The organism is Flavobacterium gillisiae, assembly GCF_900107635.1.
In the GTDB taxonomy this organism is placed as follows: domain Bacteria; phylum Bacteroidota; class Bacteroidia; order Flavobacteriales; family Flavobacteriaceae; genus Flavobacterium; species Flavobacterium gillisiae.
Genome location: NZ_FNRD01000008.1, coordinates 210493 through 235963 on the forward strand (window position 1 = coordinate 210493; position 25471 = coordinate 235963).

Here is a 25471-nt window from a genome sequence, read left to right on the forward strand (position 1 = left end):
CAGACAACATGAAAAAAGCAATTCAATATACAGTACTACTATTATCCTTTCTACTTATCAGTTGTGAAGAAGTTGTGGATGTAAATTTAGATACTGCCTCTCCAAAACTAGTTATCGAAGCATCTATCAACTGGCTTAAAGGAAACTCCGGAAATGTGCAAAAAATAAAATTAACGACAACAACTGGCTATTTTAGCTCTGTAATTCCAGTCGTATCTGGCGCAACAATATTTATTACAAACAGCTCCAATGCCCAATTTAATTTTGTCGAAACCCCTAATACAGGAGTTTACATTTGCAGTAATTTCATTCCTGTAATCAATGAGACCTATACCCTAACGGTAATACATAATGGAGCTACTTATACCGCTACAGAAAAATTAAAATCAGTATCGCCAATTTCTGAAATCGTTCAAAATAACGAAGGTGGATTTACCGGAAAAAATATTGAAATCAAAACTTATTATACAGATCCAGCAAACGAAACTAATTATTATCTGTACCAATACAATTATTCAAATCAAACAAAGAAAAATTACTATGCCGATGAAGACACTTTCTTTCAAGGCAACAAATTTTTCAGTATTTCACAAAATGACGATTTAAAGACAGGAGACGAAATCACTGTAAGTCATTACGGAATTTCTAAGGCCTATTATAATTACATCAATGTGATAGTAAGTATAGCTGGAGGCAATGGCGGTGGCCCTTTTCAATCTCCACCTGCAACTGTTAGAGGAAATATTATCAATACTACGAATACTACTAATTACCCACTAGGCTATTTTGCCGTGAGTGAAGCGGACACACGAACCTACGTAATACAGTAGTTACCTTTATTAGATTTTGATTAACTTTGCAAAACTAAAATTCGTTTGTCTTTCAATCTAATTTTAAAGTTTAAAAATAAAACCGAAATCTACACTCTAAAATGTCCTCACACCACATCGTTCGCGACGACCAAGAACCCGCATTAATAATAGCTAATGGCGCTTCTTGCGATCCAGAGTTACTCGGACAATTATTAGAATGGTCACCATTAGTGATTGTACTTGACTCTGCGATGGAAAGAGTAATGAAATTGGATATAAAAGTCGATGTCTTATTAGGGGATTTTGACCGAGATTTTGACGCTGAATATTACAAAAAATCTCAGTTTCCTATTGAAATAGTGCATACCCCAGACCAAAGCAAAACAGATCTGGAAAAAGCATTTGATTACTTGTACGAAAGAAAAATTCCTGCGGTAAATGTTGTTTGGGCAACAGGAAAACGTACGGATCATACGATAACAAACCTTACAAATATTGTTCGCTACCGCGAAAAATTAAAAATTGTAATTCTGGACGACCATTCAAAAGTTTTTTTACTATCCAAAAGATTCGAAAAGTGGTACACTGCAAATACCCCTATTTCACTAATTCCAATAGGACATGTAACTGGCATCCATTCTGAAAATTTATTTTATCCTTTGCAAAATGACACTTTAACCATTGGTTATCGCACAGGCAGTAGCAATCACGTAGTAAAAGATGGCATTGTAATTATAGAACATGACGCAGGTGATTTATTGATGATGGAATGCAGTGATTAATTTATAATTCCAGAAAATTAAAAACAAATCTTTAGTAAATTACTAAAGCAATACTTTTTTACATAACTTGCTACAAATCTTGATTTTAAAAAAAATCTGCATATTTGCCTTGAAATAAAAAAAATGACACCTAAAAAGAATACTGAGAAAACAAATTTACACACTAGAAATCAACACCGATTTCGCTACGATTTTAAACTTTTAATAGAAAACTGCCCAGAATTAAATCCACATGTTTCTATTAACGAACAAGATATTGAAACGATTGATTTTAGTGACCCTGAAGCTGTAAAAGCTTTAAATAACGCATTATTAGTTACTTATTACGATATTCAAAATTGGGATATTCCCGCAAATTATCTTTGCCCTCCCATTCCTGGAAGAGCAGACTACATTCATTATATCGCTGATATACTGGCTGGCAGTAATAATGGCATAATCCCAAAAGGCAACTCAATTCAAGGCTTGGATATTGGTGTTGGCGCTAACTGTATTTACCCGATAATTGGTAATGTAGAATACGGCTGGAGTTTTGTAGGAACAGATATCGATGAAAAAGCGATTGAGAATTGCAGTAAAATAATTGAAGCCAATCCAAAATTAGTTGATTTTATAAGTCTGCAACAACAAACTGAAGCTCGTTTTATTTTTAAAAATATTATTACACCCGAAGATAAATTTGCATTCACGATTTGTAATCCGCCTTTTCACAAATCACAAGAAGAAGCTACAAAAGGTTCTTTGCGAAAAGTGAATAATTTAGAATCTCGCGATTTTGCAAATAAAGCAACAAAGCCCGTTTTGAATTTTGGGGGACATAATGCGGAATTATGGTGCGAAGGTGGAGAACTAGGCTTCATTACCCAAATGATATATGAAAGTGCTAAATATCCTATGCAATGTTTTTGGTTCACTACCTTAGTATCAAAGCAATCCCATCTTTCTAGTATCTATAAAACATTGAACAAGGTCAATGTTGTCGAAATAAAAACGATTGATATGGCTCAAGGCCAAAAAACAAGCCGAATAATTGCTTGGACTTTTTTGAGTGAAGCACAACAAAAACAATGGAAGTTTGAACCGTTAAATTAGACTGTCAAAACATATAAACACCCCGCGTAGACCGAAAAATACGTTTAAAAAGACAAGCCCTTTTTTTTATTTAAGAAAGGGCTTGTCTTTTTTTAAATAAAAAATAAATTGATAGCATTTACTCTTTAAAAACCAACATAATCCAATACTAAAAATAGTTTGAAAAAAATTAATTTAGCACAAAAACAACATAAACACAGACGAATATTCAATAATGCGTAACGAAAACAACATTCAGCTACTATTTTGTTATTAATTAACATTTAAATAACATATTGATTTTTTTAGTTGTAATTTTGAATAATCAAATTAAACAAACTAAACCATGAAACAACTATTATTTATTTTAACCTTAATTTTTTCGGCAGGATTGACTGCCCAAGAGATTAAAGTGTCAGGAGTCGTTACTGACGGAACAAAAGCGCCTTTACCAGGTACATCAATTCTGGTTAAGGGAACCACAAAGGGATCCTCAACAGATGCTGATGGAAAATATGCAATATCTGCCGCTATCGGAGATGTTTTACAATTTTCTTTTATAGGATTTGAAAGTAAAAGTGTAAAAGTTACTGGAAGCACAGTAAATGTATCTCTAGCTGAAAGTGGAGAAACACTGCAAGATGTAGTGATACTTGGTTCTCGTAGTGCACCTAGAACAGTTACAGAATCTGCTGTACCAATTGATGTGATCAGCATGAAAGAAATTTCTTCTCAAGGTGCACAAGTAAATTTAAATCAAATTTTGAACATGGTAGCCCCATCGTTTACTTCAAATACTGCAACTGTAGCTGATGGAACGGATCATATTGACCCAGCTCAATTAAGAGGATTAGGACCTGATCAAGTTTTAGTATTGGTTAACGGAAAAAGGAGACATACCTCTTCATTAGTAAATATAAATGGATCTCCAGGAAGAGGATCTGTAGGAACGGATTTGAATGCTATACCAGCTTTTGCTATCGAAAAAATCGAGGTTTTAAGAGATGGAGCATCAGCTCAATACGGTTCTGATGCGATTGCAGGTGTTATCAACATCAATGTAAAAAAAGCAACTAATAAATTTGACATCGCCCTTTTTGCGGGAAGCCAATTTTCAAAAGGAGCAAATGATCACAGAGGTGGTAACGATGGAAATAATGCTCAGATAGACATGAACTACGGAACAGGTTTGGGTAAAGAAAAAAGTTTCATTAACGCCACTGCAAGTTTTCAATTAAGAGGACAAACAGGTAGAGCTAAAGATGCTACAGGTAATCTATTCAATGCATTTAATGCTGTTGAACAAAGAGCTGCTGAAGCAGGAACTAACATTAATGCGTTATTTGGTAATATCAATAACACCCCGAATTCTACTCAAATACTTGGTCTTATTAAGACTTATGCTCCACAAGTAGGATATTTTACAGCTGGTCAACAAACTGCAATATTGGGTGCGACATCTATTTCACAAATGCAAACTGCTTTAAATTTTGATGCGACAGCAGGAGAATTAGCATATAGAAAATTAGAAAGAAGTGCTTTCAACATGAAAGTAGGTCAATCTTCACTACAAAGCGCTCAATTCTTTTTAAATGGAGCTTATCCAATTAACGAGAATCTTGAAGTATACGCTTTTGGAGGTACTAGTTACAGAGAAGGTGAAGCTGCAGGTTTTTATAGAAGACCGAATCAATCAAGAGCATACACTGCTTTGTATCCAAATGGTTTCTTACCTGAAATACACTCTACAATTAATGATGTTTCAGCAGCAGCTGGACTTAGAGGAAAAATATTTGAAAGCTGGAATTTTGATTTAAGTAACACTTATGGTCAAAACACCTTCGATTATACTATCGAAAACACATCAAATGCTACCTTAAGAGAAAAATCTCCTACAGAATTTGATGCTGGAGGATTAGGATTTTCTCAAAACACAACCAATTTTGATGTAAGTAGAAAATTTGATAAATTGAATGTAGCATTCGGAGGAGAATACAGACATGAAAACTTCAAAATAAATCAAGGTCAACCGGAATCTTACAACACCTACGATATTAACGGAGGAATCGTTACTGGAACTACAGCAAATAATATTAAGGTAACTGATTTTTACGGATCTGTTAGACCTGGATCATCTCAAGTTTTCCCAGGTTTCAAGCCTGTGAATGCCGTTGATAAAGGAAGAAATAGTGCCGCTGTATATGCAGATTTAGAATATGACGTAACTGAAAAATGGTTACTTAACGGTGCCCTTCGTTACGAGAATTATTCTGATTTTGGAGGAACTACAAACTATAAATTAGCTTCTCGTTACAAACTAACAGACAATATCAATCTACGTGGAGCAATTTCTACAGGATTTAGAGCTCCTTCATTACACCAAATCTACTTTAATTCTACTGCTACTCAATTCGTAGGTGGTGTACCATTTGAAGTAGGAACATTCAGTAATGATTCGCCAGCAGCTAAATTATTAGGAATTCCTCAATTGAAACAAGAAGAGTCGCAAAGTGCAAGTATTGGTTTTACTGCTAAAATTCCAGAAGCAAAACTTACTTTAACTGCAGATGCTTACATCGTAAATATTGATGACAGAGTAGTACTTACTGATCAGTTTTCTAGACCAGGTGGAACTCCTGCTGCAGGAACTCCTGCTGCTCAATTAAACGCTTTGTTTGATTCTGCAAATGCTACTGCAGCAACATTCTTTGCAAATGCAATTGACACTAGATCAAAAGGTATTGATGTTGTTATTAGCCATAAAGCTAACGTAGGAAACGGATTGACTTTAAAAACTGATTTGTCTGGAACTATTTCTAAAACAACAAGGGTAGGTGATATTCATGGTTCGCCAATATTAGAAGCTAACGGACAAGTTAACAAATACTATTCTGAGACTAGTAGAATCTATTTAGAAGAAGCCGTACCAAGAGTAAAAGCAAATTTAACGAATTCACTTTCTGTAAATAAATTTGATTTCTTCTTGAGAAATGTATATTTTGGTCAAGTTACTGACCCAAATACAGTTGATGTAAATGGAGATGGAAGAATTGAAGGTGCTCTAATTAATGGACAAGTAGTTGAAACTGAACATCCAGTTTGGGGTGGAAAAGTTATAACAGACTTATCTGTTGCATATAATTTTTCTAAATCTGCAAAAGTTGTTATAGGTGCAAATAATATTTTTGATATTTATCCAGATGCTAATTACGGACCAACGACTGCAATTAGACCTAGATTAGTAAACGGTGCAATTGATTATACTGCTGCTCCATCAACAGTAGATTTATCAAATTCAAACCAATTTACTTATTCAAGAAATGTTTCTCAATTTGGACAAAACGGAAGATTCATTTTTGCTAGACTAAGTTTCAGCTTATAGTAAAACAATGATTTTATATTAAAAACCATCATGCTTAGCATGGTGGTTTTTTTTTTTGGTTTTAACTTTCGTATTAGAATGATTATAAACTTTGTAACTTTGCAGCTATAAAACATTGCCTCTTATACAAATGAATTTCCAAGTAGTATCCGATTACCAGCCCAAAGGCGACCAGCCACAAGCCATTGAAAAATTAACTCAAGGTATTATTGACGGCGAGAAATTCCAAAATTTATTAGGAGTAACTGGTTCTGGTAAAACATTTACAGTGGCTAATGTTATTCAGGAAGTACAAAGACCCACATTAGTTTTGGCACATAATAAAACTTTGGCTGCTCAGTTGTATTCTGAATTCAAACAGTTTTTCCCTAACAATGCAGTAGAGTATTTTGTATCCTATTACGATTACTATCAGCCGGAAGCTTTTATGCCTGTTACGGGCGTTTTTATTGAGAAGGATTTATCCATCAATGAAGAACTGGAAAAAATGAGAATGTCAACAACTGCCTCGTTGCTTTCTGGACGAAGAGATATTTTGGTAGTTGCATCGGTTTCTTGTTTGTATGGTATTGGTAATCCTGTGGAATTTCAGAAAAATTTAATCCCTATTGAGAAAGGCCAAATAATTTCACGAACTAAATTATTGCATCAACTGGTGCAAAGTTTATATTCCCGAACAGAAGCTGATTTCAATCCCGGAAGTTTCAGAATAAAAGGAGATACGGTAGATGTTTATCCTAGCTATGCAGATGAAGCGTATCGTATCCATTTCTTTGGTGACGAAATTGAAGAAATTGAAAGTTTCGACACAAAAGACTCTAAGGTTCTTGAAAAATTTGACAAATTAACAATTTATCCCGCGAATATGTTCGTGACTTCTCCAGATGTACTGCAAGGTGCTATTTGGGAAATCCAGCAAGATCTAGTTAAACAAGTCGACTATTTCAAAGAAATAGGAAAACACTTAGAAGCAAAACGATTAGAAGAGCGTACTAATTTTGATTTAGAAATGATTCGGGAACTGGGTTATTGCTCTGGAATTGAAAACTATTCCCGTTATCTTGACGGAAGACTGCCCGGAACAAGACCGTTCTGCTTGTTAGATTATTTTCCTAAAGATTATTTAATGGTGGTGGACGAAAGTCACGTAACACTTTCGCAAGTTAGCGCCATGTACGGTGGAGACAGAAGCAGAAAAGAAAACCTAGTAGAATATGGTTTCAGACTCCCCGCTGCTATGGACAATCGTCCGTTGAAGTTTGAGGAATTTGAAGCGATGCAAAACCAAGTTATTTACGTTTCGGCAACTCCAGCGGATTATGAATTGCAAAAAACGGATGGTGTTGTAGTAGAACAGGTTATTCGACCAACAGGATTATTAGATCCCGTAATTGAAATTCGACCAAGTTTAAATCAAATAGATGATTTAATTGAGGAAATTCATGCGCGTAGTGAAGTAGACGAAAGAGTTTTAGTTACTACTCTAACCAAAAGAATGGCAGAGGAATTAGCCAAATACCTTACAAAGGTTAATATTCGTTGTCGCTATATTCACTCGGATATCGATACTTTAGAGCGAATTGAAATCATGCAAGACTTACGAAAAGGAATGTTTGATGTTTTGATTGGGGTAAACTTACTTCGTGAAGGATTAGATTTACCAGAAGTATCTCTCGTGGCCATTTTAGATGCCGACAAAGAGGGATTTCTACGCAGTCATCGTTCGCTTACGCAAACTATCGGTAGAGCCGCTAGAAATCTTAATGGGAAAGCGATTATGTATGCCGACAAAATCACCGCCAGCATGCAAAAAACAATTGACGAAACTAATTACCGTAGAACCAAACAAATTAATTTCAACACAGAGAACAACCAAGTCCCTCAAGCACTAAACAAAAAAATAGAAAGTGCTTTTACTAAGAATCCTTTGGCGGATTATGAATTAGGCCTTACTTTAAATGCGGCTGCCGAGTCAGAAACAGAATATTTATCAAAAGCAGAAATAGAAAAGCGCATTCGTGAAAAACGAAAATCAATGGAGAAAGCAGCCAAAGATTTGGACTTTATGCAAGCTGCTAAATTACGTGATGACATCAAGAGATTACAAGAACAGCTGACCTAGCTGCGTTCTTCTTTAAAAATTTTCAATAACACATCTGTTGCAATAGTTGTACCGGGAGATTTCTCTATTTTTTTTAACACCCGTTTGGCAGCCTCAGGATTCAACCCCATGCGTATTGCAATTTGTTTAATCGCTGTAGCCTCTTTGCCCTGTGCAATCGCGTCATTATGCATTAATAGCGCCAATCTATAAAATTGTTGAATCCTTCGAGACTCATTCTTTAAAGACAACATTGGTAATTCTTGATGAAATAAATCATTGAATCCTCCTTTTTCGATATTCAATTCATTGGCAATAAAAAATAAAAATTCATATTCTTTTTTATTCAAATGACCGTCAACCGTTGAAAAAGCAATCATATCTAGAAGTAAGTTCTTTTTATCTTCGTACATGTTCATCAAGTTATTAATTTTAGCTAAAATATAGCTTTTATAATTAAAACCCTAAAACAAGTAGTGATTCAACAATTTATCCAAATTATATTATTTTTTTGACAACAGCATAAGTTTTTCTTTCGAATATAAAGGATCAAAGTAAACTCCCATTAGAAATGGCAAAATCTTAGTAAAATCGGTATAGAAAATTCACTTTTTTTTTAATGACTTGCCTCAACTTCAGAATAGAAAATGAAAAGGGGTAAACAAAAAAAAGAGAACCAAAATTGGTTCTCTTTTTTACTATTTATCTAAAATGAGGATTAATCATCATAGCGATCATCGTGATCTCTTTCTTTATATTTTTTATCTTTATGACATTTCCCATGATGTTTTTTCCCTTCGCATCTTCTTTCATCATACCATCTATCATCATCATAATCTCTATTGTCAACGTATATAACACGCTCTTCTCGATGCTCAACAGTCCTTCTTTGCGGTTCGTATCCACGCTCATAATGACCCGAGATAACGATTGACGGCAATCCAATATTTACACCTACTGAAACTTGCGCATTTATTGCACTTGAGGCAAAAAAGGTAATTCCTAATATTGCGAGTAGTTTTATATTTTTCATTTTTTCAAAATTTTAATTATTAGCTATTTGGTTAAAACCAACAACTGTGCCACTTAATGATTCTAAGCAATGTAAGAATTCCAAAAACAAACTAAAAACCGCAGAAAAACAAACTTACAACCATCAATATCAGCGATTTAAACAATAAACCAGCAAACCGAAAAATAAATAAAATTCAATAGTTTAAAAAATAGTATTTGAACTAAATCAAACTAACAAGCAGATCAAGCTCTATAAATTGCATGATTTAATTATTTGAACTAGCTCACTATATAGATAAAAGACTCCTGATTTTAATTGGAATCAAAATCAAATTATAAAAATAATCACTATTTTTAGCTACAAAATTGCTTCTAAATAAAAATATGCCTTAATGATCAAACGACTCCTCTTTCTTATTACACTTTTTTTTGCATTAACTAACACAATCGCTCAAGAAAGCACTGCTTCAAAACAAGTTTCTACCTTTATGATTGAAGCTCCACAATTAGAAACTACAAAAAAAATATGGGTTTATCTTCCAAAGGATTATGAAAATTCAAAGAAGAAATATTCAGTTATCTATATGCACGACGCCCAGAATTTATTTGATTCAAAAACGTCCTATGCAGGCGAATGGAATGTTGACGAAAAACTAGACAGTATTAATGCACAGTTAATCGTCATTGGAATCGAGCATGGAAATGAAAAACGAATGGAAGAGTTGACACCCTTTAAAAACGAAAAATACGGCGGAGGAAATGCCGATGCTTATCTTGAGTTTATTGTCAAAACATTAAAACCACAAATTGACCAAAAGTACAGAACCAAGACAAAAAAGAAAAACACCCTAATAATGGGTAGTTCTCTTGGTGGCTTAGTCTCTTTTTACGCTATTTTGAAATACCCAAAAGTGTTCGGAAAAGCGGGCGTTTTCAGTCCTTCATTTTGGTTCTCAGATAAAATATATGATGTAGCCGAAAACACAAAAAAAATAAAAAGCAAAATATACTTCATGTGTGGCGACAATGAAAGTGAAGATATGGTATCAGACCTAAATAAAATGGAATATCTCATAAACACAAAGCGTTGCTACTGTTTGAACTTGAATGAAAAGAAAATTATAAAAGGCGGCCAACACAATGAAAAATTATGGCGGGATGGCTTTACAAAAGCTATTCTTTGGTTGGGATATTAACTTATTCATTATATTTACAATCCTTTGTCAGCACTGATTTACATAAAATTTTACATCTACAATCAATTATGGAATTAATAATAAGAGCATACGACCTCAAATTAAAGCATACGTTTACTATTTCAAGAGAATCTATCGATTTCCAACCTTCATTAATTGTCGAATTAAAAAGCGGTGACTTTTCAGGTTTTGGTGAAGCAACATCTAATCCGTATTACAATACTACAGTACCAATAATGGCGGAAGATTTGAACAAAATTCGCAGCATTATTGAAGCCAGTGAAGGTGATACCCCTGAGGATTTTTGGAATAAAATGCATTTCCACTTAAAAGACGACATGTTTGCGCTATGCGCTTTGGATATGGCATACAATGATTTGTATGCTCGGAAAAAAGGAAAAAAACTATATGAATATTGGAACTATACAACAGAGAACAATCCATTAACCGATTACACCATCGGGATTGCTTCCATAGATAAAATGGTTTCTAAAATGAAGGAATTGCCTTGGCCCATTTATAAAATTAAATTAGGTACCCACGAAGACATAGCCATCGTAACGGAACTGAGAAAACATACGGATGCGATTTTTAGAATTGATGCTAATTGTGGATGGGGAGTCGAAGAGACAATCAATAATTCAATTGAGCTAAAGAAACTTGGTGTAGAATTCCTAGAGCAACCTATGAAAGCAGATAATTGGGAAGGACACAAGGAAGTTTTTAAACATTCAGTACTTCCAATTATAGCCGATGAAAGCTGTATCATCGAAGAAGATGTCGCAAAATGCCACAACCATTTTCATGGAGTAAATATCAAATTAGTAAAATGTGGCGGATTAACTCCTGCCCGACGTATGATTCAAGAAGCAAAACAACTAGGTTTGAAAACAATGGTAGGATGCATGACCGAATCTTCAGTGGGAATTTCAGCCATTGCACAATTGTTACCACAATTGGATTATGTTGATATGGACGGAGCGCTACTTCTTGCGGAAGATATAGCAACTGGAGTAACTATTAAAGACGGAAAAATTATCTATTCTGAATTGAATGGTACTGGAGTTGTTTTAAAATAATTACAAATGAAAATTAATCAGTTTCCAGACAGAATAATTGAGGTCGAAGGGAAAAGTTATTTATATTTTGGCGGAACAGCCTATTTAGGAATGCCAGCAAATCCAGAATTTCAGCAGCTGATTGTTAAAAACATACTGCGCTGGGGCTCTGCTTACGGAAGTTCCAGAAATTCAAACATACAACTTACAGCATACGAAAAAGGTGAACAATTTCTGACTGATTATATTCATGCCGAAGCTACGGTTACTGTTTCCTCAGGAATGCTTGCCGCAAAATTAGTAATTGAAGAACTTGCCCCTCATACAGATGTCTTCTTTCACTTTCCTAATACTCATACTGCCTTAAAAGTAGCCAACAGTTTACCGTTTTTTATCCAAAACGAATTAAATCCGCGCCTTTTAGATAGTACAATTGAACGGATAACGATTCTCACTGATGCAGTTGCTAGTTTCCAGATAAAAGCAGTTGATTTAGCCGCTATCGATTTAATTGTTTCTAATAAGGAAGTTACTTTGGTTATTGATGAATCCCATTCTTTAGGTGTTTTAGGAAATAACGGATGTGGAATTTTTTCTACGACTCATCATAAAAATATCAAACGGAAAATCATGGTAGCTTCATTAGGAAAAGCAATGGGCGTTACTGGTGGTGTTATTGCCTCTGATCAATCGTTTATTGATCAAATGATGAACAATCCTTCATTTGTTTCAAGTGCAGGAATGAGCCCTGCGTTGATTGAAGCACTAGCAGAAGCAGGAACAATCTATACAAGCCAACATTTAAAGTTAAAAAGCAATCTTAAATACATTGCTAATTTATTGGTAAAAAATGAATCATTTCCCTTTAACCCCGACTATCCTGTCATCTATCCCGAAATAGAAGGAATTAACGAACTCTTAACGGCCAATAACATTATTGTAACTAACTTTAAATATTCTACCGGCGGTAAAGATTTGAACAGGATCATATTTACAGCTAATCACACAGAAGACGATTTAAACAAAATAATTGGTGTTCTAAACCAATACCAATTCTGAACCTAAAATTACAACCACTTACTTTTTAAACGTACCTTTGTAAAAAATATAGAATATGATGACAAATAACGATATCTTCAAAAAACTACGCGTTGCCTTAATGTTGCGTGATGATCAAATAGTTGAAATATTGGAATTAGTAGACTTTAGAATTACTAAATCAGAATTAGGTGCTTTTTTCCGTGATGAAAAACATGAAAATTATATGGAGTGCGGTGACCAAGTGTTGCGCAATTTCCTGAATGCTTTAGTTATTCACTTACGTGGAACTAAGGAAAATCCTAAAAATCCGAATGATGTTTTAGCAAAACATAAAGCACAAATACCTGCAAAGGAAGGATCTAAAGACAGACCTGAATTTAAAGCAAAACCAAGAGACGAGGATAAATCAAGAGGTGATGAAGCTCCTTCGAAAACAAAATCTGCAACAAAAAAACCGTCTAAGAAAGATTACCCTAAAGGAAATTCAAAAACGCAGGTCGTAGAAAAAGTAAAATACAATTTCGGAAAGAATAAAAAATAACTCGATTTTGAAAACTGCATTAATTATTGGAAGTACTGGTTTAATTGGTTCCCAATTATTGGATAATCTTTTAGAAAGTGCAGCCTATGATAAAGTAATTACTTTTGTAAAAAGAGATACTGGAAAGACACATCCAAAATTGACACAACATATTATAGATTTTGATAAGCCCGAAAGCTATCAAAACTTAGTTGTTGGTGATGATTTTTTCTGTACCATTGGTACTACTATCAAAAAAGCGGGAAGTAAAGAAGCTTTCAGAAAAGTAGATTTTGACTATCCACAACAGTTTGCCATCTTTGCTTTAAAAAATAACGTAAAGCAATTTCTAACTATTTCATCTCTCGGTGCAGATAAAGCTTCTGGGAGTTTCTATTTGAAGACCAAAGGAGAAATAGAAGACTTTTTGAAAAATTCAAGTTTTGAAAGTGTTGCAATTTTGAGACCTTCTTTACTTCTAGGAGATCGAAAAGAGTTTAGACTGGGAGAAAAACTAGGCGCTGTTTTTATGAAAATATTCTCCTTTATATTTATTGGAGGTATTAAAAAATACAAGCCCATAGAAAGTGACGCCGTCGCAAAAGCACTTTTTAGAATTGCACAAAAAAACAAAAAAGGTTTTGAAATATATGAATCCGATGAGCTCCAACAAATCGGAAACTAATAAAAACTAAAAAATCCTGTTCGCCGCGGCCAACAGGATTTTTTTGTACATTTAAATTATCATAAAACTATTTTATCTCTCCAAAAATGAAATCATACCAAACGACCTTGTTGTTATTCGTTACTACACTCTGCTTGGGACAAAATAATAAATCTAAAGAACCAGCGATGTTCATTGACTCTGTTTTTTTTTCTGCTAATAATATGAAATATATAAATTCTGACGAAATAGAGTCTGTAAACATTATTAAAAATGACACGATAATTAACAGCAATAGCTATTCTGGACAAATACACATTAGTTCTAAAAGCCCTAATAAATACATTTTTTTAAGTTTAGAACAAATCAAATCTGAATATACTAAAATTAAAAAAGCCGACGTCATCTATATGATAAATGGGGAATTTATTAAAGACAATATCGAAACCTTCAAAATAGATAAAAACTATATTTTAACTGTTGAAGTTACGAATTCAAACGAGTTTTACAATTTAAGAAAAAGCGACACTAAATTTGACATAATTAACATCTTGCTGAAAACTAAAGAAAATTTAGACAATAAGAATAAGGTTCTTTTAAGAGGAGAAGCAATTGGCATTAAATAGATTCTTTACAAACTAAAAAATCCTGAGCTTTCACTCAGGATTTTTTTATATCTAACTAATTTTCTAATTAAGAAAGAGCTGCTTTTACTTGGTCAGCTGCTTCTTGGAATTCAACAGCCGATAAAATTGGCATTCCTGAATTATCAATTAATTCTTTTGCAATTGCTGCGTTAGTACCTTGTAAACGAACAATGATTGGCACTTTAATAGCATCACCCATATTTTTATAAGCGTCAACAATTCCTTGTGCCACACGGTCACAACGAACGATTCCACCAAAAATATTAATCAAAATTGCTTTTACGTTTGGATCTTTTAAGATAATACGGAAAGCAGTTTCAACACGTTTTGCATCAGCAGTTCCACCTACGTCAAGGAAGTTTGCAGGCTCAAAACCAGCATACTTAATTAAATCCATAGTTGCCATTGCTAATCCAGCTCCGTTAACCATACATCCAACTGTACCGTCAAGATCTACATAGTTTAATCCTACTTCTTTTGCTTCTACTTCGATTGGATTCTCTTCAAGAATATCACGCATCTCAGCATACGCTTTTTGTCTGTACAAAGCATTATCGTCAATATTAACTTTAGCATCAACAGCTAAAATTTTATTGTCAGATGTTTTTAAAACTGGGTTGATTTCAAACATTGATGCATCAGAACCAATATATGCTTTATATAAAGCATCGATGAATTTCACCATTTCTTTAAAAGCATTTCCAGAAAGACCTAAGTTAAAAGCAATTCTTCTTGCTTGAAAACCTTGAAGTCCAACAGAAGGATCAACTTCTTCAGTAAAAATTAATTCCGGAGTATGCTCTGCTACTTCTTCAATATCCATTCCACCTTCAGTAGAATACATGATCATATTACGACCAGTTGCTCTATTCAATAAAACAGATACATAAAATTCTGAAGTTTCACTTTCACCAGGATAATAAACATCTTCAGCAACTAAAACCTTGTGTACTTTTTTACCTTCTGCAGAAGTTTGAGGCGTAACCAATTGCATTCCAATAATCTGACTTGCAATCTCTTCTACTTGTTGTAAGTTTTTGGCAAGTTTTACTCCCCCACCTTTTCCACGTCCACCTGCATGAACTTGTGCTTTAATTACAAACCAACTTGTTCCTGTTTCAGTAGTTAATTGTTTTGCAGCAGCAACAGCTTCAACTGCATTATTAGCAACGATACCACGCTGAATGCGAACTCCGTAACTAGCTAAAATCTCTTTTCCTTGATATTCGTGTATGTTCATAATATAGAATTTGTCTGGATCCTGAATTTATTTCAGAATATAAGTGGCACAAAAATAGCAAAATTCATCTTAACAGAAAAATCTTTTCCCTATTTAAATTTCTTATATTACAAGTTAAACAATAAATTTAAAATAACACGAAAATTTAAATTTAAAGAAAAGTAAAAGTCCATTAAAACATTGGAGTAAAAGTTACTATAACGTTTGAAATTAAATCCGTAAATTTGATGATACGCATTATATATCTTAAATTATCGTCATTACAACTAAATCAGGTTGTCGATTTTGTAATTCCCATACGCTTAAATATGATTATTATCATTTATTAAACGTTATTATAGTTTTACTGCAAAAATAACCCGTTTTAACTACATACGCTACATTATATTTAATGAAATCTCTATTTTTGTATAAAAAAAATTATAAAGCATGAAAATTAAAGAACAAGGCCTTTATTTGCCTGAATTTGAACATGACAACTGTGGCGCAGGATTTATTTGTAATTTAAATGGAATTAAATCTAATGACATTATTCATAAAGCACTCGATATCTTAATAAAATTAGAGCATCGTGGTGCAGTGAGTGCAGATGGACGAACTGGAGATGGAGCGGGAATTCTTTTTGACATTCCTCATGATTTTTTTAAAAAAGTATGTGACTTCACTATTCCAGAAACAAGAGAGTATGCAGTGGGAATGGTTTTCTTACCAAAAAAGAAAAACCAAGTTGAATTTTGCAAAACTACATTTGAAACTGCTATACGCAATCAAAATTTGAATATAATCGGATGGAGAGATGTTCCTGTCGATGTATCCAACCTTGGACAAATAGCAGCTGAAAAAGAACCAACAGTAAAACAAATTTTTATTGGCAAGAATGGGTTGGAACTAACCGAACAACAATTCAATGCCAAATTATTCGCAGCTAGAAAAATAGCCGAACACACTATCCTGAATTCAAAGATTTCAGAAAGTCATATGTTCTACTTCTCTAGTCTCTCTACTACTACTATAATATATAAAGGTCTATTGATGCCAGAAGACATCAGTAGATACTATACTGATTTAACCGATACTGATTTGGTGACTCGACTAGCTTTAGTTCATCAACGATTTTCTACTAATACATTTCCTTCTTGGGAATTGGCGCAGCCATTTAGATACATGTGTCATAATGGAGAAATCAATACCCTTCGTGGAAATGTAAGCAGAATGCGTGCCCGTGAAGAATTGATGAAAAGTGATGTATTTGGCGATGATATCAAAAAATTGTTCCCTATAATACTAGACGGAAAATCAGATTCTGCTTCTATGGATATGGTTGTCGAACTTTTATTAATGACAGGACGCTCATTACCAGAAGTCATGATGATGGTCGTTCCTGAAGCATGGGAAAAACATCAAACCATGTCTGATGACAAAAAAGCCTTTTACGAGTACAATGCTTGTATTATGGAGCCTTGGGATGGTCCTGCTTCTATTCCATTTACGGATGGAAATGTAATTGGAGCGCTTCTTGACAGAAATGGCTTGCGCCCCTCTCGTTACACCCTTACAAAAGAGGGATTTGTAATCATGGCATCTGAAATAGGTGTTCTGGATATAAAACCAGAAGATGTAGTTCAACATGGCCGCTTAGAGCCTGGAAAAATGTTCTTAGTTGACATGAATGCTGGTCGAATTATTGAAGATGATGAGATTAAAAATGCAATTGTAACAAAACGTCCTTACAGGAAATGGTTAGATGAAAATTTACTGCATTTATCTCAAGTACCTTATACTAATAATAGCACTCCTACTGAAAATATAGATTTTGAAACTAGATTACGTTTATTTGGATATACTATTGAGGATTTAAAAACGGTAATAAACCCAATGGGCTCTAAAGGGACTGAAGTAATTAGTTCAATGGGAAATGACACTCCATTAGCTGTATTATCTGATAGACCACAACTTTTATATAATTATTTCAAACAACTATTTGCTCAGGTTACCAATCCACCATTGGATGGAATTCGTGAAGAAATTATTACTGATGTTAGTTTGGCAATTGGTGGAGATTTTAACATCTTTGACATTGACCCAAAACATTGCAAGAAATTAAAAATTCAGAATCCAGTAATTTCGAAAGAAGATCTAGATAAAATAAGAAACATTGACCATCCAGATTTCAAGTCAGCATCTATCTCTACCTTATATGAAATAGAAAAAGGAGCAAATGGACTAGAGCGTGCATTAGAAAAATGTGTTCAAGCAACTTTTAAAGCAGTACAAGAAGGACACAATATCATTATACTTTCTGATAGAGGCGTTAGTCAAAAAATGGCACCAATACCGATGCTATTAGCTTGTTCATATATCCATCATTCGATGAATATATTGAAGGTTCGTTCTAAATTCGGAATCATTATTGAATCTGCAGAACCACGTGAACCACATCATTTTGCACTGTTATTTGGTTATGGTGCAAGTGCTATTAATCCATACTTGGTAAATGAAATTATTCGCGATCAAGTAGATAAAGGTTTCATCACAGGGATAGATCCAGATTATGCCATTGCAAATTACAATAAAGCTATTGCAAAAGGGATTCTGAAAATCATGAACAAAATTGGTATCTCTACTTTACATTCGTATAGAGCAGCTCAAATTTTTGAAATTCTAGGTTTAAACAAAACTTTTACCTCCAAATATTTTCCATATACACCTTCTAGAATCGAAGGAATAGGTTTGATGGAAATTGAAAAAGAAGTTAAACAAAGATACCAAAAAGCATTTCCTAATTCGACAGTTGCCAGCTTATTATCTCTAGAAATTGGAGGTATCTACAGATGGAGAAGAACCGGAGAAAAACATATGTTTAACCCTACTACTATTGCTAAATTGCAACAAGCAGTACGTTTGAACAGTCCAGAAAGTTATAAAGAATACTCCACTATGGTCAACGACCAAAGTAAAAACCTTATGACAATCAGAGGATTATTTGAATTCAACAACTTAGACCCTATTTCAATTGATGAAGTGGAGCCTTGGACAGAAATTGTAAAAAAATTCAAAACTGGCGCCATGTCTTATGGTTCAATTAGCCAGGAAGCTCATGAAAACTTGGCAATAGCCATGAATAGAATCGGTGGAAAAAGTAATTCTGGAGAAGGCGGAGAAGATCCAAAACGTTTCCAAAAAGAATTAAATGGAGATTCAAAAAATAGTGCGATTAAGCAAGTTGCCTCTGGACGTTTTGGTGTATCTATCAATTATTTGACAAGTGCCAAAGAAATCCAAATTAAAATGGCACAAGGTGCTAAACCAGGAGAAGGTGGACAACTACCTGGTGAAAAAGTAGTGCCGTGGATTGCAAAGGTTCGAAATTCAACTCCATATGTTGGATTAATTTCTCCTCCACCGCATCACGATATATACTCTATTGAGGATTTATCACAATTGATATTTGATTTAAAAAATGCCAATCGTGAAGCCCGCGTAAATGTTAAGTTGGTTTCTGAAGTGGGTGTTGGAACTATCGCTGCCGGTGTTGCAAAAGCAAAAGCAGATGTGATTTTGATATCAGGTTACGACGGAGGAACTGGTGCTGCACCATTAACTTCATTACAACATACAGGTATTCCTTGGGAACTTGGACTTGCCGAAGCACAACAAACTTTAATATTAAATGACTTAAGAAGTCGTGTAGTATTAGAATGTGATGGACAATTAAAAACAGGACGTGATGTTGCAATAGCAGCTTTACTGGGAGCGGAAGAATTTGGTTTTGCCACTGCGCCGTTAGTAGCTTCAGGTTGTATCATGATGAGAGCTTGTCATTTAAATACCTGTCCAGTTGGTATCGCTACTCAAGATCCTGAGTTAAGAAAAAATTTCAAAGGAACTCCAGAGCACATCATTAACTTCATGTATTTTATTGCTGAAGAGTTGAGAGAAATCATGGCTCAGTTAGGCTTTAGAACCTTAAAAGAAATGGTAGGACAATCACAAAAATTAAATGTCAACAAAGCCATTAAACATTATAAAGCTAGCGGTTTAGATTTGTCTACAATTTTGTACAAACCTGAAAAAGCAAAAACAGTACCGAATCATAATACAACAACTCAAGACCACGCATTAGAGAATGTACTTGATTTCGCAATCATAAAAGAAGCTATTCCTTCTATTTACAGAAAAGAGAAAACAAGAGTAAACTTTAAAATTAAAAATACAGATCGTTCTGTAGGTGCTATTTTAAGTAATGAAATCTCAAAAATATATGGTGCCCAAGGATTACCGGAAGATACTATCCTAGTAGACTTTGAAGGTTCTGCCGGACAAAGTTTTGGCGCTTTTGCTACCAATGGATTGTCATTTAAAATCCATGGAAATTGCAATGACTATTTAGGTAAAGGACTTTCAGGAGGAAAATTAATTATCAAAGTCCCTCCTACTGCAACATTCAAACCAGAAGAAAACATCATTATCGGTAACGTAGCATTGTATGGTGCCATTACTGGTGAAGCCTACATTAACGGTATGGCTGGAGAACGTTTTGGGGTAAGAAATTCTGGAGCAACAGCAGTTGTAGAAGGAATTGGAGATCACGGATGTGAATACATGACCGGAGGTATTGTAGTGGTATTAGGTAAAACAGGAAGAAATTTTGCTGCTGGTATGAGTGGTGGTGTTGCTTATGTTTTTGATGAGAAAAAACAATTCGAAAATGGATTGTGTAATATGGAAATGGTAGCCTTAGAAACATTGGAAGAAGATGACTTGATAAAACTAAGACGTTTAATCAAAAATCATTCGATGTACACCAACAGTCCATTAGCTACAAGAATATTGGAAGATTGGGAAAACCAACAGAAACATTTCATCAAAGTAATGCCAAAAGATTACAAAATAGCATTACAACGATTAGCAGAAGAAAAGAAAATTGAAGAACTAATAGCATAGTCATGGGAAAGATAGGTGGATTTAAAGAATACAATAGAACTGACGAAAGTAATATAGAAGTAAAGGAACGTGTATCAAACTACAATGAGTTTACTATTCCTTTAACAAAAGATAAAATTAAAGAACAAGGATCAAGATGCATGGACTGTGGAATTCCATTTTGCCATAGTGCTTGCCCATTAGGAAATTTGATTCCTGACTTTAATGATATGGTACATCAAGAAGAGTGGCAAAGTGCTTTAGAGATTTTGCAGTCAACAAATAACTTTCCTGAATTTACAGGTCGTTTATGCCCTGCTCCATGTGAAAAATCATGTGTACTGGGAATCATCGAAGAGCCTGTAGCAATCGAAAATATTGAAAAAAATATAATAGAAAGAGGTTTTGCAGAAGGATGGATCAAACCACAAACTCCGCTACAAAGAACAGGTAAAACAGTAGCCGTAATTGGTTCCGGACCTGCTGGATTAGCAGCTGCTCAACAATTAAACAGAGCGGGGCACACCGTAACTGTTTTCGAAAGAGATAATGCTATTGGAGGACTTTTAAGATATGGAATACCTAATTTTAAATTAGAAAAAGGAATTATTGACCGACGCGTACTAATATTAGAAGCCGAAGGAATTGTTTTTAAAACTAATGTAAATGTTGGTGTAAACTATAGTGTAGAACAACTAAACGAATTTGATTCAATCGTATTGTGCGGCGGCGCTACCGAAAGAAGAAGCTTACCTACAAAAGGAATTGAAACAAAAGGAGTAGTACAAGCAATGGACTTTTTGACACAGCAAACTAAAGTAGTTTATGGAGAGGAAATTCCTAACCAAATCAAAGCAACTGCTAAAGATGTTATCGTTATCGGTGGTGGAGATACAGGTTCTGACTGTGTGGGGACTTCTAACAGACAAGGCGCTAAATCAGTTACCAATTTTGAAATCATGCCTAAACCACCAATTGGAAGAAGCGAGACAACACCTTGGCCTTTCTGGCCTTTGCAATTAAAAACATCTTCTTCACATGAAGAAGGATGTGGAAGAAATTGGTTGATCAATACCAAAGAATTTATTGCTAATGAAAAAGGAGAATTGGTCGGTTTAAAAACGGTAGAAGTAGCTTGGAAAATGACACCGGGACAACGACCTGAACTAATAGAAAAAGAAGGTTCTGAGAAAACTTGGCCGTGTGATTTAGCACTTTTGGCTCTTGGTTTTACAGGCCCTGAAAAAACATTAAGTGATCAATTGGGTTTAGAAACAGATATGCGTAGCAATTATAAAGCAACTAATTATCAAACAAATAAACCACACATTTTCACCGCTGGAGATATGCGAAGAGGACAATCTTTGATCGTTTGGGCCATCTCAGAAGGTCGTGAAGCAGCCAGAGAAGTTGATAACTATTTGATGGGATATACAAATTTACCAACGAAGGGAAATGGAGATTTACCTAGTTTATAAATCATAATAACACTAAAAAATGGCTGTCAGAATAGTTTTTCCGACAGCCATTTTTATTTGGGGGTGACCATGCTTCCACTATCGTTACAGCTTGGTCGGGCTATCCGCTACAAGTCCTCGTCACTTTCGCAAAAGCTCAATGCCTGTGGGCTTTTCGCTTCTATCCCTCACCCAAAAAAAAACAATATTACTAAAAATACATGCATTTGTTTAATTTATAACTTTTTGTTATAAATTGTTAAAAATTAAATATTCCCTTGTCATATCAATAAAGAATAATAAATTTGCTAAAAAATAATAACGATGCAATCAAAAGATCTACTTCAATTAGCCGAGCAATTTGGAAGTCCAATATATGTTTACGATGCCGAAAAAATAAAATCGCAATACAATAGATTAACTAAAGCATTTTCTAAAGTAGAGAATCTGCGTATCAATTACGCGATGAAAGCATTGTCTAATGTTGCCATCCTTCAGTTACTAAAAGAAATGGGATCAGGACTTGATACGGTATCTATACAAGAAGTTCTATTAGGACTTCATGCAGGATATGATCCAGAAAAAATATTTTATACGCCAAACGGAGTATCCCTCGAAGAAATCGAGCAAGTACATGCCATGGGCGTTCAAATCAATATTGATAATTTATCAATATTAGAACAATTTGGAGCTAAACATCCTAATGTACCCGTTTGTATCCGAATCAATCCACATGTAATGGCAGGTGGAAACACTAATATATCTGTTGGACATATCGATAGTAAATTTGGAATATCAATCCATCAATTGCCTCATTTAGTTCGAATTGTTGAAAATACAAAAATGAACATAGTAGGTATTCACATGCATACAGGTTCAGATATTTTAGATATCGAAGTATTCTTATATGCTGCCGAAATTCTATTTGATGCTGCAAAAAACTTTAAAAATCTTGAATTCCTAGATTTTGGGAGCGGATTTAAAGTCCCTTACAAAAAAGATGATATCGAAACCGATATTGAAGAGTTAGGTAAAAAACTATCCAAAAGATTCAACGCTTTCTGCGTTGAATACGGTAAAGATTTAACTTTAATCTTCGAACCAGGTAAATTCTTAGTAAGTGAAGCAGGATCATTCTTAGTAAAAGTTAATGTAATCAAACAAACTACCTCTACTGTTTTTGCAGGAGTTGATAGTGGTTTCAACCATTTAATTCGTCCAATGTTATATGGTTCACAACACCATATTGATAATATCTCAAATCCTAAGGGAAAAGAGCGCTTCTACTCTGTTGTAGGATACATTTGCGAAACAGATACTTTTGCAAATAACAGAAGGATTTCAGAAATTAAAGAAGGAGACATACTAAGTTTTAGAAATGCAGGTGCTTATTGCTATTCTATGTCCTCAAATTACAATTCAAGATACAGACCAGCTGAAGTATTGTGGATGAATGGGAAAGGTCATTTAATACGTGCTCATGAAACGTTTGAGGATTTACTTAAAAATCAGATTCCATTACCAATAGAAGCAACTAAAGCATAAAAAAAAAGTCCCATCTCAATAATAAAGAGTTGGGACTTTTTTTTTGTCTAAAAACTATTTTACTTATTATCTAAAACTTCTTCTAGAACATTTGCTTCAGTACCATTAGGAAATGAAACTTTTATTTTCTGCGCGATTGTAGGAGCAATTTGAGTTATTGCCTTTTTATTAAAAGATTCTCCTTTTTTAATATGCCATCCGTAAAAAATAGCGGGCACGTGCGTGTCATAAGAATAAGTTGTTCCGTGTGACGTCCCAGTACCTTGATATTCTATATAACCAGGCTTGTCTAAAATAACCAAGTCTCCGTTTTGAGTTACATCATATCCTTTAGCAATAAAATTTAAAAAATAATCATTACCCGTTGAACTTAAAATCTCGTCTTCAGTATAGACTCTCTTTACGTAGTCTTGTGTCATTAAATAACTTTTAAACTCCTCTTTAACTTTACTCAATTCCAATCCTTTGTTTTTAATAATTTCTTTATTAAAAAATAAATTGAAACTCGAATAATTCAAAACTACATCAACACCAAAAGTTTTCATAGAGAATTCCTTTAAGTTAGTTCTAATGGTTGACGGACTAACACTATTTACATTGTATTTATGATCTTTTAAATAATTTACGTTTTCTGCACCAGCATGATCAGCAGTCAAAAACAATAAATAATTATCCTTTCCCACTGTCTTATCTAAATAATTTAAGAAGTCAGCAATTGTTTGGTCTAAACGCAAGTACGTATCTTGTAATTCCATAGATCTTGGCCCTAATAAATGCCCAACATAATCAGTAGAAGAAAAACTAACCGCTAAAAAGTCAGTGATATTGTCTTTCCCTAGCTCTTCTTTCTCTATCGCTTTCATAGCAAACTCAGCTAGTAGATCATTCCCGAATGGAGTTGAACGTATTACCCCAGCATCATTTTTGGCATACATATCTTTTAAATCATAAGGAAAGACCGCAGCTTTACTATTATATAATTTACCTTCATAAGGATTATTATCTTCTAAGCTTTCGTTATAAGTAGCTTTAGGTTTGAATAAATCCCATCCTTTATTAATGTATGGCATATAATGTTTCTCCTCATTAAATGTTTGAACCCAGTCCGGTAATTTTTCACCATAAAAAGAACTAGAAATAAATGCTCCCGTTTTGCTGTACCAAAAAGCCCAGTTTGCAAAATGACCCGCAGGCAAAATCGCACCACGATCTTTAAGACTCAAACCTATAACTTTACCTTTAAAATTAGTTCCCATTCTTAATTCATCTGTAATAGTAGTGGTTAATAAATTCTTAGGTGACATTTCACCTTCCTCTTTAGTTCCATCACCCACAGTACTTACACTAGCATCATCAGTACAGTACATTTCTTTACCTAACTTTCTACTAAACCACTCATTGCTTACAATTCCGTGAATTGCTGGCGTAGTTCCTGTATAAATAGACGCATGTCCTGGCGCAGTATACGTCGGCATATAATTAAAATGCATATTTTGAAACGTATAGCCGTTATTCATTAAACGTTTGAATCCATTAGCAGAGAAATCGTCTGAAAAACGATATAAATACTCCATTTTCATTTGATCGACTACAATACCAACTACTAATTTTGGTCTTTCTTGTGCTTGTAAATTTGACATAATAAGTACTGTCAAAAACAAAATCATTTTTTTCATCTTAAAATATATTTTTAAAGCAAAAATACACATTAAAGCTCGAACTCATTTAAAACTAACTGCCGAAAGTTAAAATACAAAACTGATTTAACATTAAATTAAAGCTTTACTCTAATTTAAATACCATCTAAGAACTTCACTTAACAAAAAAACTATTCAAATAAATGAATAGGTCTTATATAGAATGTAATAAGTTATTAAAATCAGGTTAAAAACAAAAAACCCTGTTCGTTAGAACAGGGTTTTCAAAGAAAGGCGACGACATACTCTCCCACATAACTGCAGTACCATCTGCGCAGGCGGGCTTAACTACTCTGTTCGGGATGGGAAGAGGTGAGCCCC

Annotated in this window: 18 protein-coding genes and 1 rRNA gene; 14 read left to right on the forward strand and 5 right to left on the reverse strand. The window is 34.2% G+C overall.

Going from position 1 to position 25471, the window contains the following annotated elements; genetic code table 11:
• Window positions 1–8 precede the first annotated feature (8 nt).
• From BLV35_RS12585 to uvrB, 5 genes are all read left to right on the forward strand, one after another.
• Complete coding sequence (locus tag BLV35_RS12585) at window positions 9–830, forward strand: DUF4249 domain-containing protein (RefSeq protein WP_091090626.1); 822 nt, start codon at window positions 9–11, stop codon at window positions 828–830.
• Window positions 831–931: 101 nt separating this feature from the next.
• A complete protein-coding gene (locus tag BLV35_RS12590) occupies window positions 932–1594 on the forward strand; it encodes a thiamine diphosphokinase (protein ID WP_091090629.1) in 663 nt (220 codons plus the stop codon).
• Between the two features lie 123 nt (window positions 1595–1717).
• Window positions 1718–2686 (forward strand): 23S rRNA (adenine(1618)-N(6))-methyltransferase RlmF, encoded by a 969-nt coding sequence (gene rlmF / locus BLV35_RS12595; RefSeq protein WP_091090634.1) that lies wholly within the window; start codon window positions 1718–1720, stop codon window positions 2684–2686.
• A 325-nt stretch (window positions 2687–3011) separates the two neighbouring features.
• Window positions 3012–6047: a TonB-dependent receptor gene (locus tag BLV35_RS12600; RefSeq protein WP_091090638.1), complete on the forward strand. Its 3036-nt coding sequence runs from the start codon at window positions 3012–3014 to the stop codon at window positions 6045–6047.
• Window positions 6048–6177: 130 nt separating this feature from the next.
• Window positions 6178–8169: an excinuclease ABC subunit UvrB gene (uvrB, locus tag BLV35_RS12605; protein WP_091090641.1), complete on the forward strand. Its 1992-nt coding sequence runs from the start codon at window positions 6178–6180 to the stop codon at window positions 8167–8169.
• On the opposite strand, the gene BLV35_RS12610 is transcribed toward uvrB, so the two are convergent.
• Together BLV35_RS12610 and BLV35_RS12615 are read right to left on the reverse strand one after the other, a co-directional pair.
• Window positions 8166–8567, reverse strand: a complete 402-nt coding sequence (locus tag BLV35_RS12610; protein ID WP_091090643.1) for an excinuclease ABC subunit B — start codon at window positions 8565–8567, stop codon at window positions 8166–8168. The two genes, uvrB and BLV35_RS12610, sit on opposite strands and share 4 nt — an antisense overlap.
• 299 nt (window positions 8568–8866) lie before the next feature.
• The gene (locus BLV35_RS12615) at window positions 8867–9181 is read right to left on the reverse strand and encodes a hypothetical protein (RefSeq protein WP_091090646.1); all 315 of its coding nucleotides are present in this window, start codon (window positions 9179–9181) and stop codon (window positions 8867–8869) included.
• A 373-nt stretch (window positions 9182–9554) separates the two neighbouring features.
• Between BLV35_RS12615 and BLV35_RS12620 the strand changes: the two genes are divergently transcribed.
• The 6 genes from BLV35_RS12620 (at window position 9555) to BLV35_RS12645 (ending at window position 14267) form a co-directional block, all read left to right on the forward strand.
• On the forward strand, window positions 9555–10358 hold the full coding sequence (locus tag BLV35_RS12620) for an alpha/beta hydrolase (RefSeq protein WP_091090649.1): 804 nt from the start codon (window positions 9555–9557) through the stop codon (window positions 10356–10358).
• Between the two features lie 68 nt (window positions 10359–10426).
• Window positions 10427–11437 (forward strand): dipeptide epimerase, encoded by a 1011-nt coding sequence (locus BLV35_RS12625; protein WP_091090653.1) that lies wholly within the window; start codon window positions 10427–10429, stop codon window positions 11435–11437.
• Window positions 11438–11443: 6 nt separating this feature from the next.
• Window positions 11444–12475: an aminotransferase class I/II-fold pyridoxal phosphate-dependent enzyme gene (locus BLV35_RS12630; RefSeq protein WP_091090656.1), complete on the forward strand. Its 1032-nt coding sequence runs from the start codon at window positions 11444–11446 to the stop codon at window positions 12473–12475.
• Window positions 12476–12533: 58 nt separating this feature from the next.
• On the forward strand, window positions 12534–12998 hold the full coding sequence (locus tag BLV35_RS12635; protein WP_091090659.1) for a DUF1456 family protein: 465 nt from the start codon (window positions 12534–12536) through the stop codon (window positions 12996–12998).
• Window positions 12999–13005: 7 nt separating this feature from the next.
• On the forward strand, window positions 13006–13662 hold the full coding sequence (locus tag BLV35_RS12640) for an oxidoreductase (RefSeq protein ID WP_176980616.1): 657 nt from the start codon (window positions 13006–13008) through the stop codon (window positions 13660–13662).
• An 86-nt stretch (window positions 13663–13748) separates the two neighbouring features.
• A complete protein-coding gene (locus BLV35_RS12645) occupies window positions 13749–14267 on the forward strand; it encodes a hypothetical protein (RefSeq protein WP_091090666.1) in 519 nt (172 codons plus the stop codon).
• Window positions 14268–14334: 67 nt separating this feature from the next.
• Here BLV35_RS12645 and sucC read toward each other — a convergent pair whose 3' ends face one another.
• Window positions 14335–15528 (reverse strand): ADP-forming succinate--CoA ligase subunit beta, encoded by a 1194-nt coding sequence (sucC, locus tag BLV35_RS12650; protein WP_091090670.1) that lies wholly within the window; start codon window positions 15526–15528, stop codon window positions 14335–14337.
• Window positions 15529–15957: 429 nt separating this feature from the next.
• Here sucC and gltB point away from each other — a divergent pair, with 429 nt between their 5' ends.
• The 3 genes from gltB (at window position 15958) to lysA (ending at window position 23453) form a co-directional block, all read left to right on the forward strand.
• Window positions 15958–20472, forward strand: coding sequence for a glutamate synthase large subunit (gene gltB / locus BLV35_RS12655; protein WP_091090674.1), 4515 nt, complete (start codon window positions 15958–15960; stop codon window positions 20470–20472).
• Window positions 20473–20474: 2 nt separating this feature from the next.
• Complete coding sequence (locus tag BLV35_RS12660) at window positions 20475–21929, forward strand: glutamate synthase subunit beta (RefSeq protein ID WP_091090677.1); 1455 nt, start codon at window positions 20475–20477, stop codon at window positions 21927–21929.
• 303 nt (window positions 21930–22232) lie between these two features.
• Complete coding sequence (lysA, locus tag BLV35_RS12665) at window positions 22233–23453, forward strand: diaminopimelate decarboxylase (protein ID WP_091090680.1); 1221 nt, start codon at window positions 22233–22235, stop codon at window positions 23451–23453.
• A gap of 59 nt (window positions 23454–23512) precedes the next feature.
• Here lysA and pafA read toward each other — a convergent pair whose 3' ends face one another.
• Together pafA and rrf are read right to left on the reverse strand one after the other, a co-directional pair.
• A complete protein-coding gene (pafA, locus tag BLV35_RS12670) occupies window positions 23513–25129 on the reverse strand; it encodes an alkaline phosphatase PafA (protein ID WP_091090683.1) in 1617 nt (538 codons plus the stop codon).
• A 250-nt stretch (window positions 25130–25379) separates the two neighbouring features.
• A 5S ribosomal RNA gene (rrf, locus tag BLV35_RS12675) occupies window positions 25380–25471 on the reverse strand; the annotation flags it as partial.

What these genes read in the sequence shown, in the direction of transcription:
- BLV35_RS12600 (WP_091090638.1), top strand. Translation starts at nt 3,012, where the DNA reads ATGAAACAACTATTATTTATTTTAACCTTAATTTTTTCGGCAGGATTG.
- BLV35_RS12635 (WP_091090659.1), top strand. Translation starts at nt 12,534, where the DNA reads ATGACAAATAACGATATCTTCAAAAAACTACGCGTTGCCTTAATGTTG.
- BLV35_RS12620 (WP_091090649.1), top strand. Translation starts at nt 9,555, where the DNA reads ATGATCAAACGACTCCTCTTTCTTATTACACTTTTTTTTGCATTAACT.
- BLV35_RS12645 (WP_091090666.1), top strand. Translation starts at nt 13,749, where the DNA reads ATGAAATCATACCAAACGACCTTGTTGTTATTCGTTACTACACTCTGC.
- BLV35_RS12660 (WP_091090677.1), top strand. Translation starts at nt 20,475, where the DNA reads ATGGGAAAGATAGGTGGATTTAAAGAATACAATAGAACTGACGAAAGT.
- BLV35_RS12630 (WP_091090656.1), top strand. Translation starts at nt 11,444, where the DNA reads ATGAAAATTAATCAGTTTCCAGACAGAATAATTGAGGTCGAAGGGAAA.
- BLV35_RS12615 (WP_091090646.1), bottom strand. Translation starts at nt 9,181, where the DNA reads ATGAAAAATATAAAACTACTCGCAATATTAGGAATTACCTTTTTTGCC.
- pafA (WP_091090683.1), bottom strand. Translation starts at nt 25,129, where the DNA reads ATGAAAAAAATGATTTTGTTTTTGACAGTACTTATTATGTCAAATTTA.
- lysA (WP_091090680.1), top strand. Translation starts at nt 22,233, where the DNA reads ATGCAATCAAAAGATCTACTTCAATTAGCCGAGCAATTTGGAAGTCCA.
- BLV35_RS12585 (WP_091090626.1), top strand. Translation starts at nt 9, where the DNA reads ATGAAAAAAGCAATTCAATATACAGTACTACTATTATCCTTTCTACTT.
- gltB (WP_091090674.1), top strand. Translation starts at nt 15,958, where the DNA reads ATGAAAATTAAAGAACAAGGCCTTTATTTGCCTGAATTTGAACATGAC.
- BLV35_RS12625 (WP_091090653.1), top strand. Translation starts at nt 10,427, where the DNA reads ATGGAATTAATAATAAGAGCATACGACCTCAAATTAAAGCATACGTTT.
- BLV35_RS12590 (WP_091090629.1), top strand. Translation starts at nt 932, where the DNA reads ATGTCCTCACACCACATCGTTCGCGACGACCAAGAACCCGCATTAATA.
- sucC (WP_091090670.1), bottom strand. Translation starts at nt 15,528, where the DNA reads ATGAACATACACGAATATCAAGGAAAAGAGATTTTAGCTAGTTACGGA.
- uvrB (WP_091090641.1), top strand. Translation starts at nt 6,178, where the DNA reads ATGAATTTCCAAGTAGTATCCGATTACCAGCCCAAAGGCGACCAGCCA.
- rlmF (WP_091090634.1), top strand. Translation starts at nt 1,718, where the DNA reads ATGACACCTAAAAAGAATACTGAGAAAACAAATTTACACACTAGAAAT.
- BLV35_RS12610 (WP_091090643.1), bottom strand. Translation starts at nt 8,567, where the DNA reads ATGAACATGTACGAAGATAAAAAGAACTTACTTCTAGATATGATTGCT.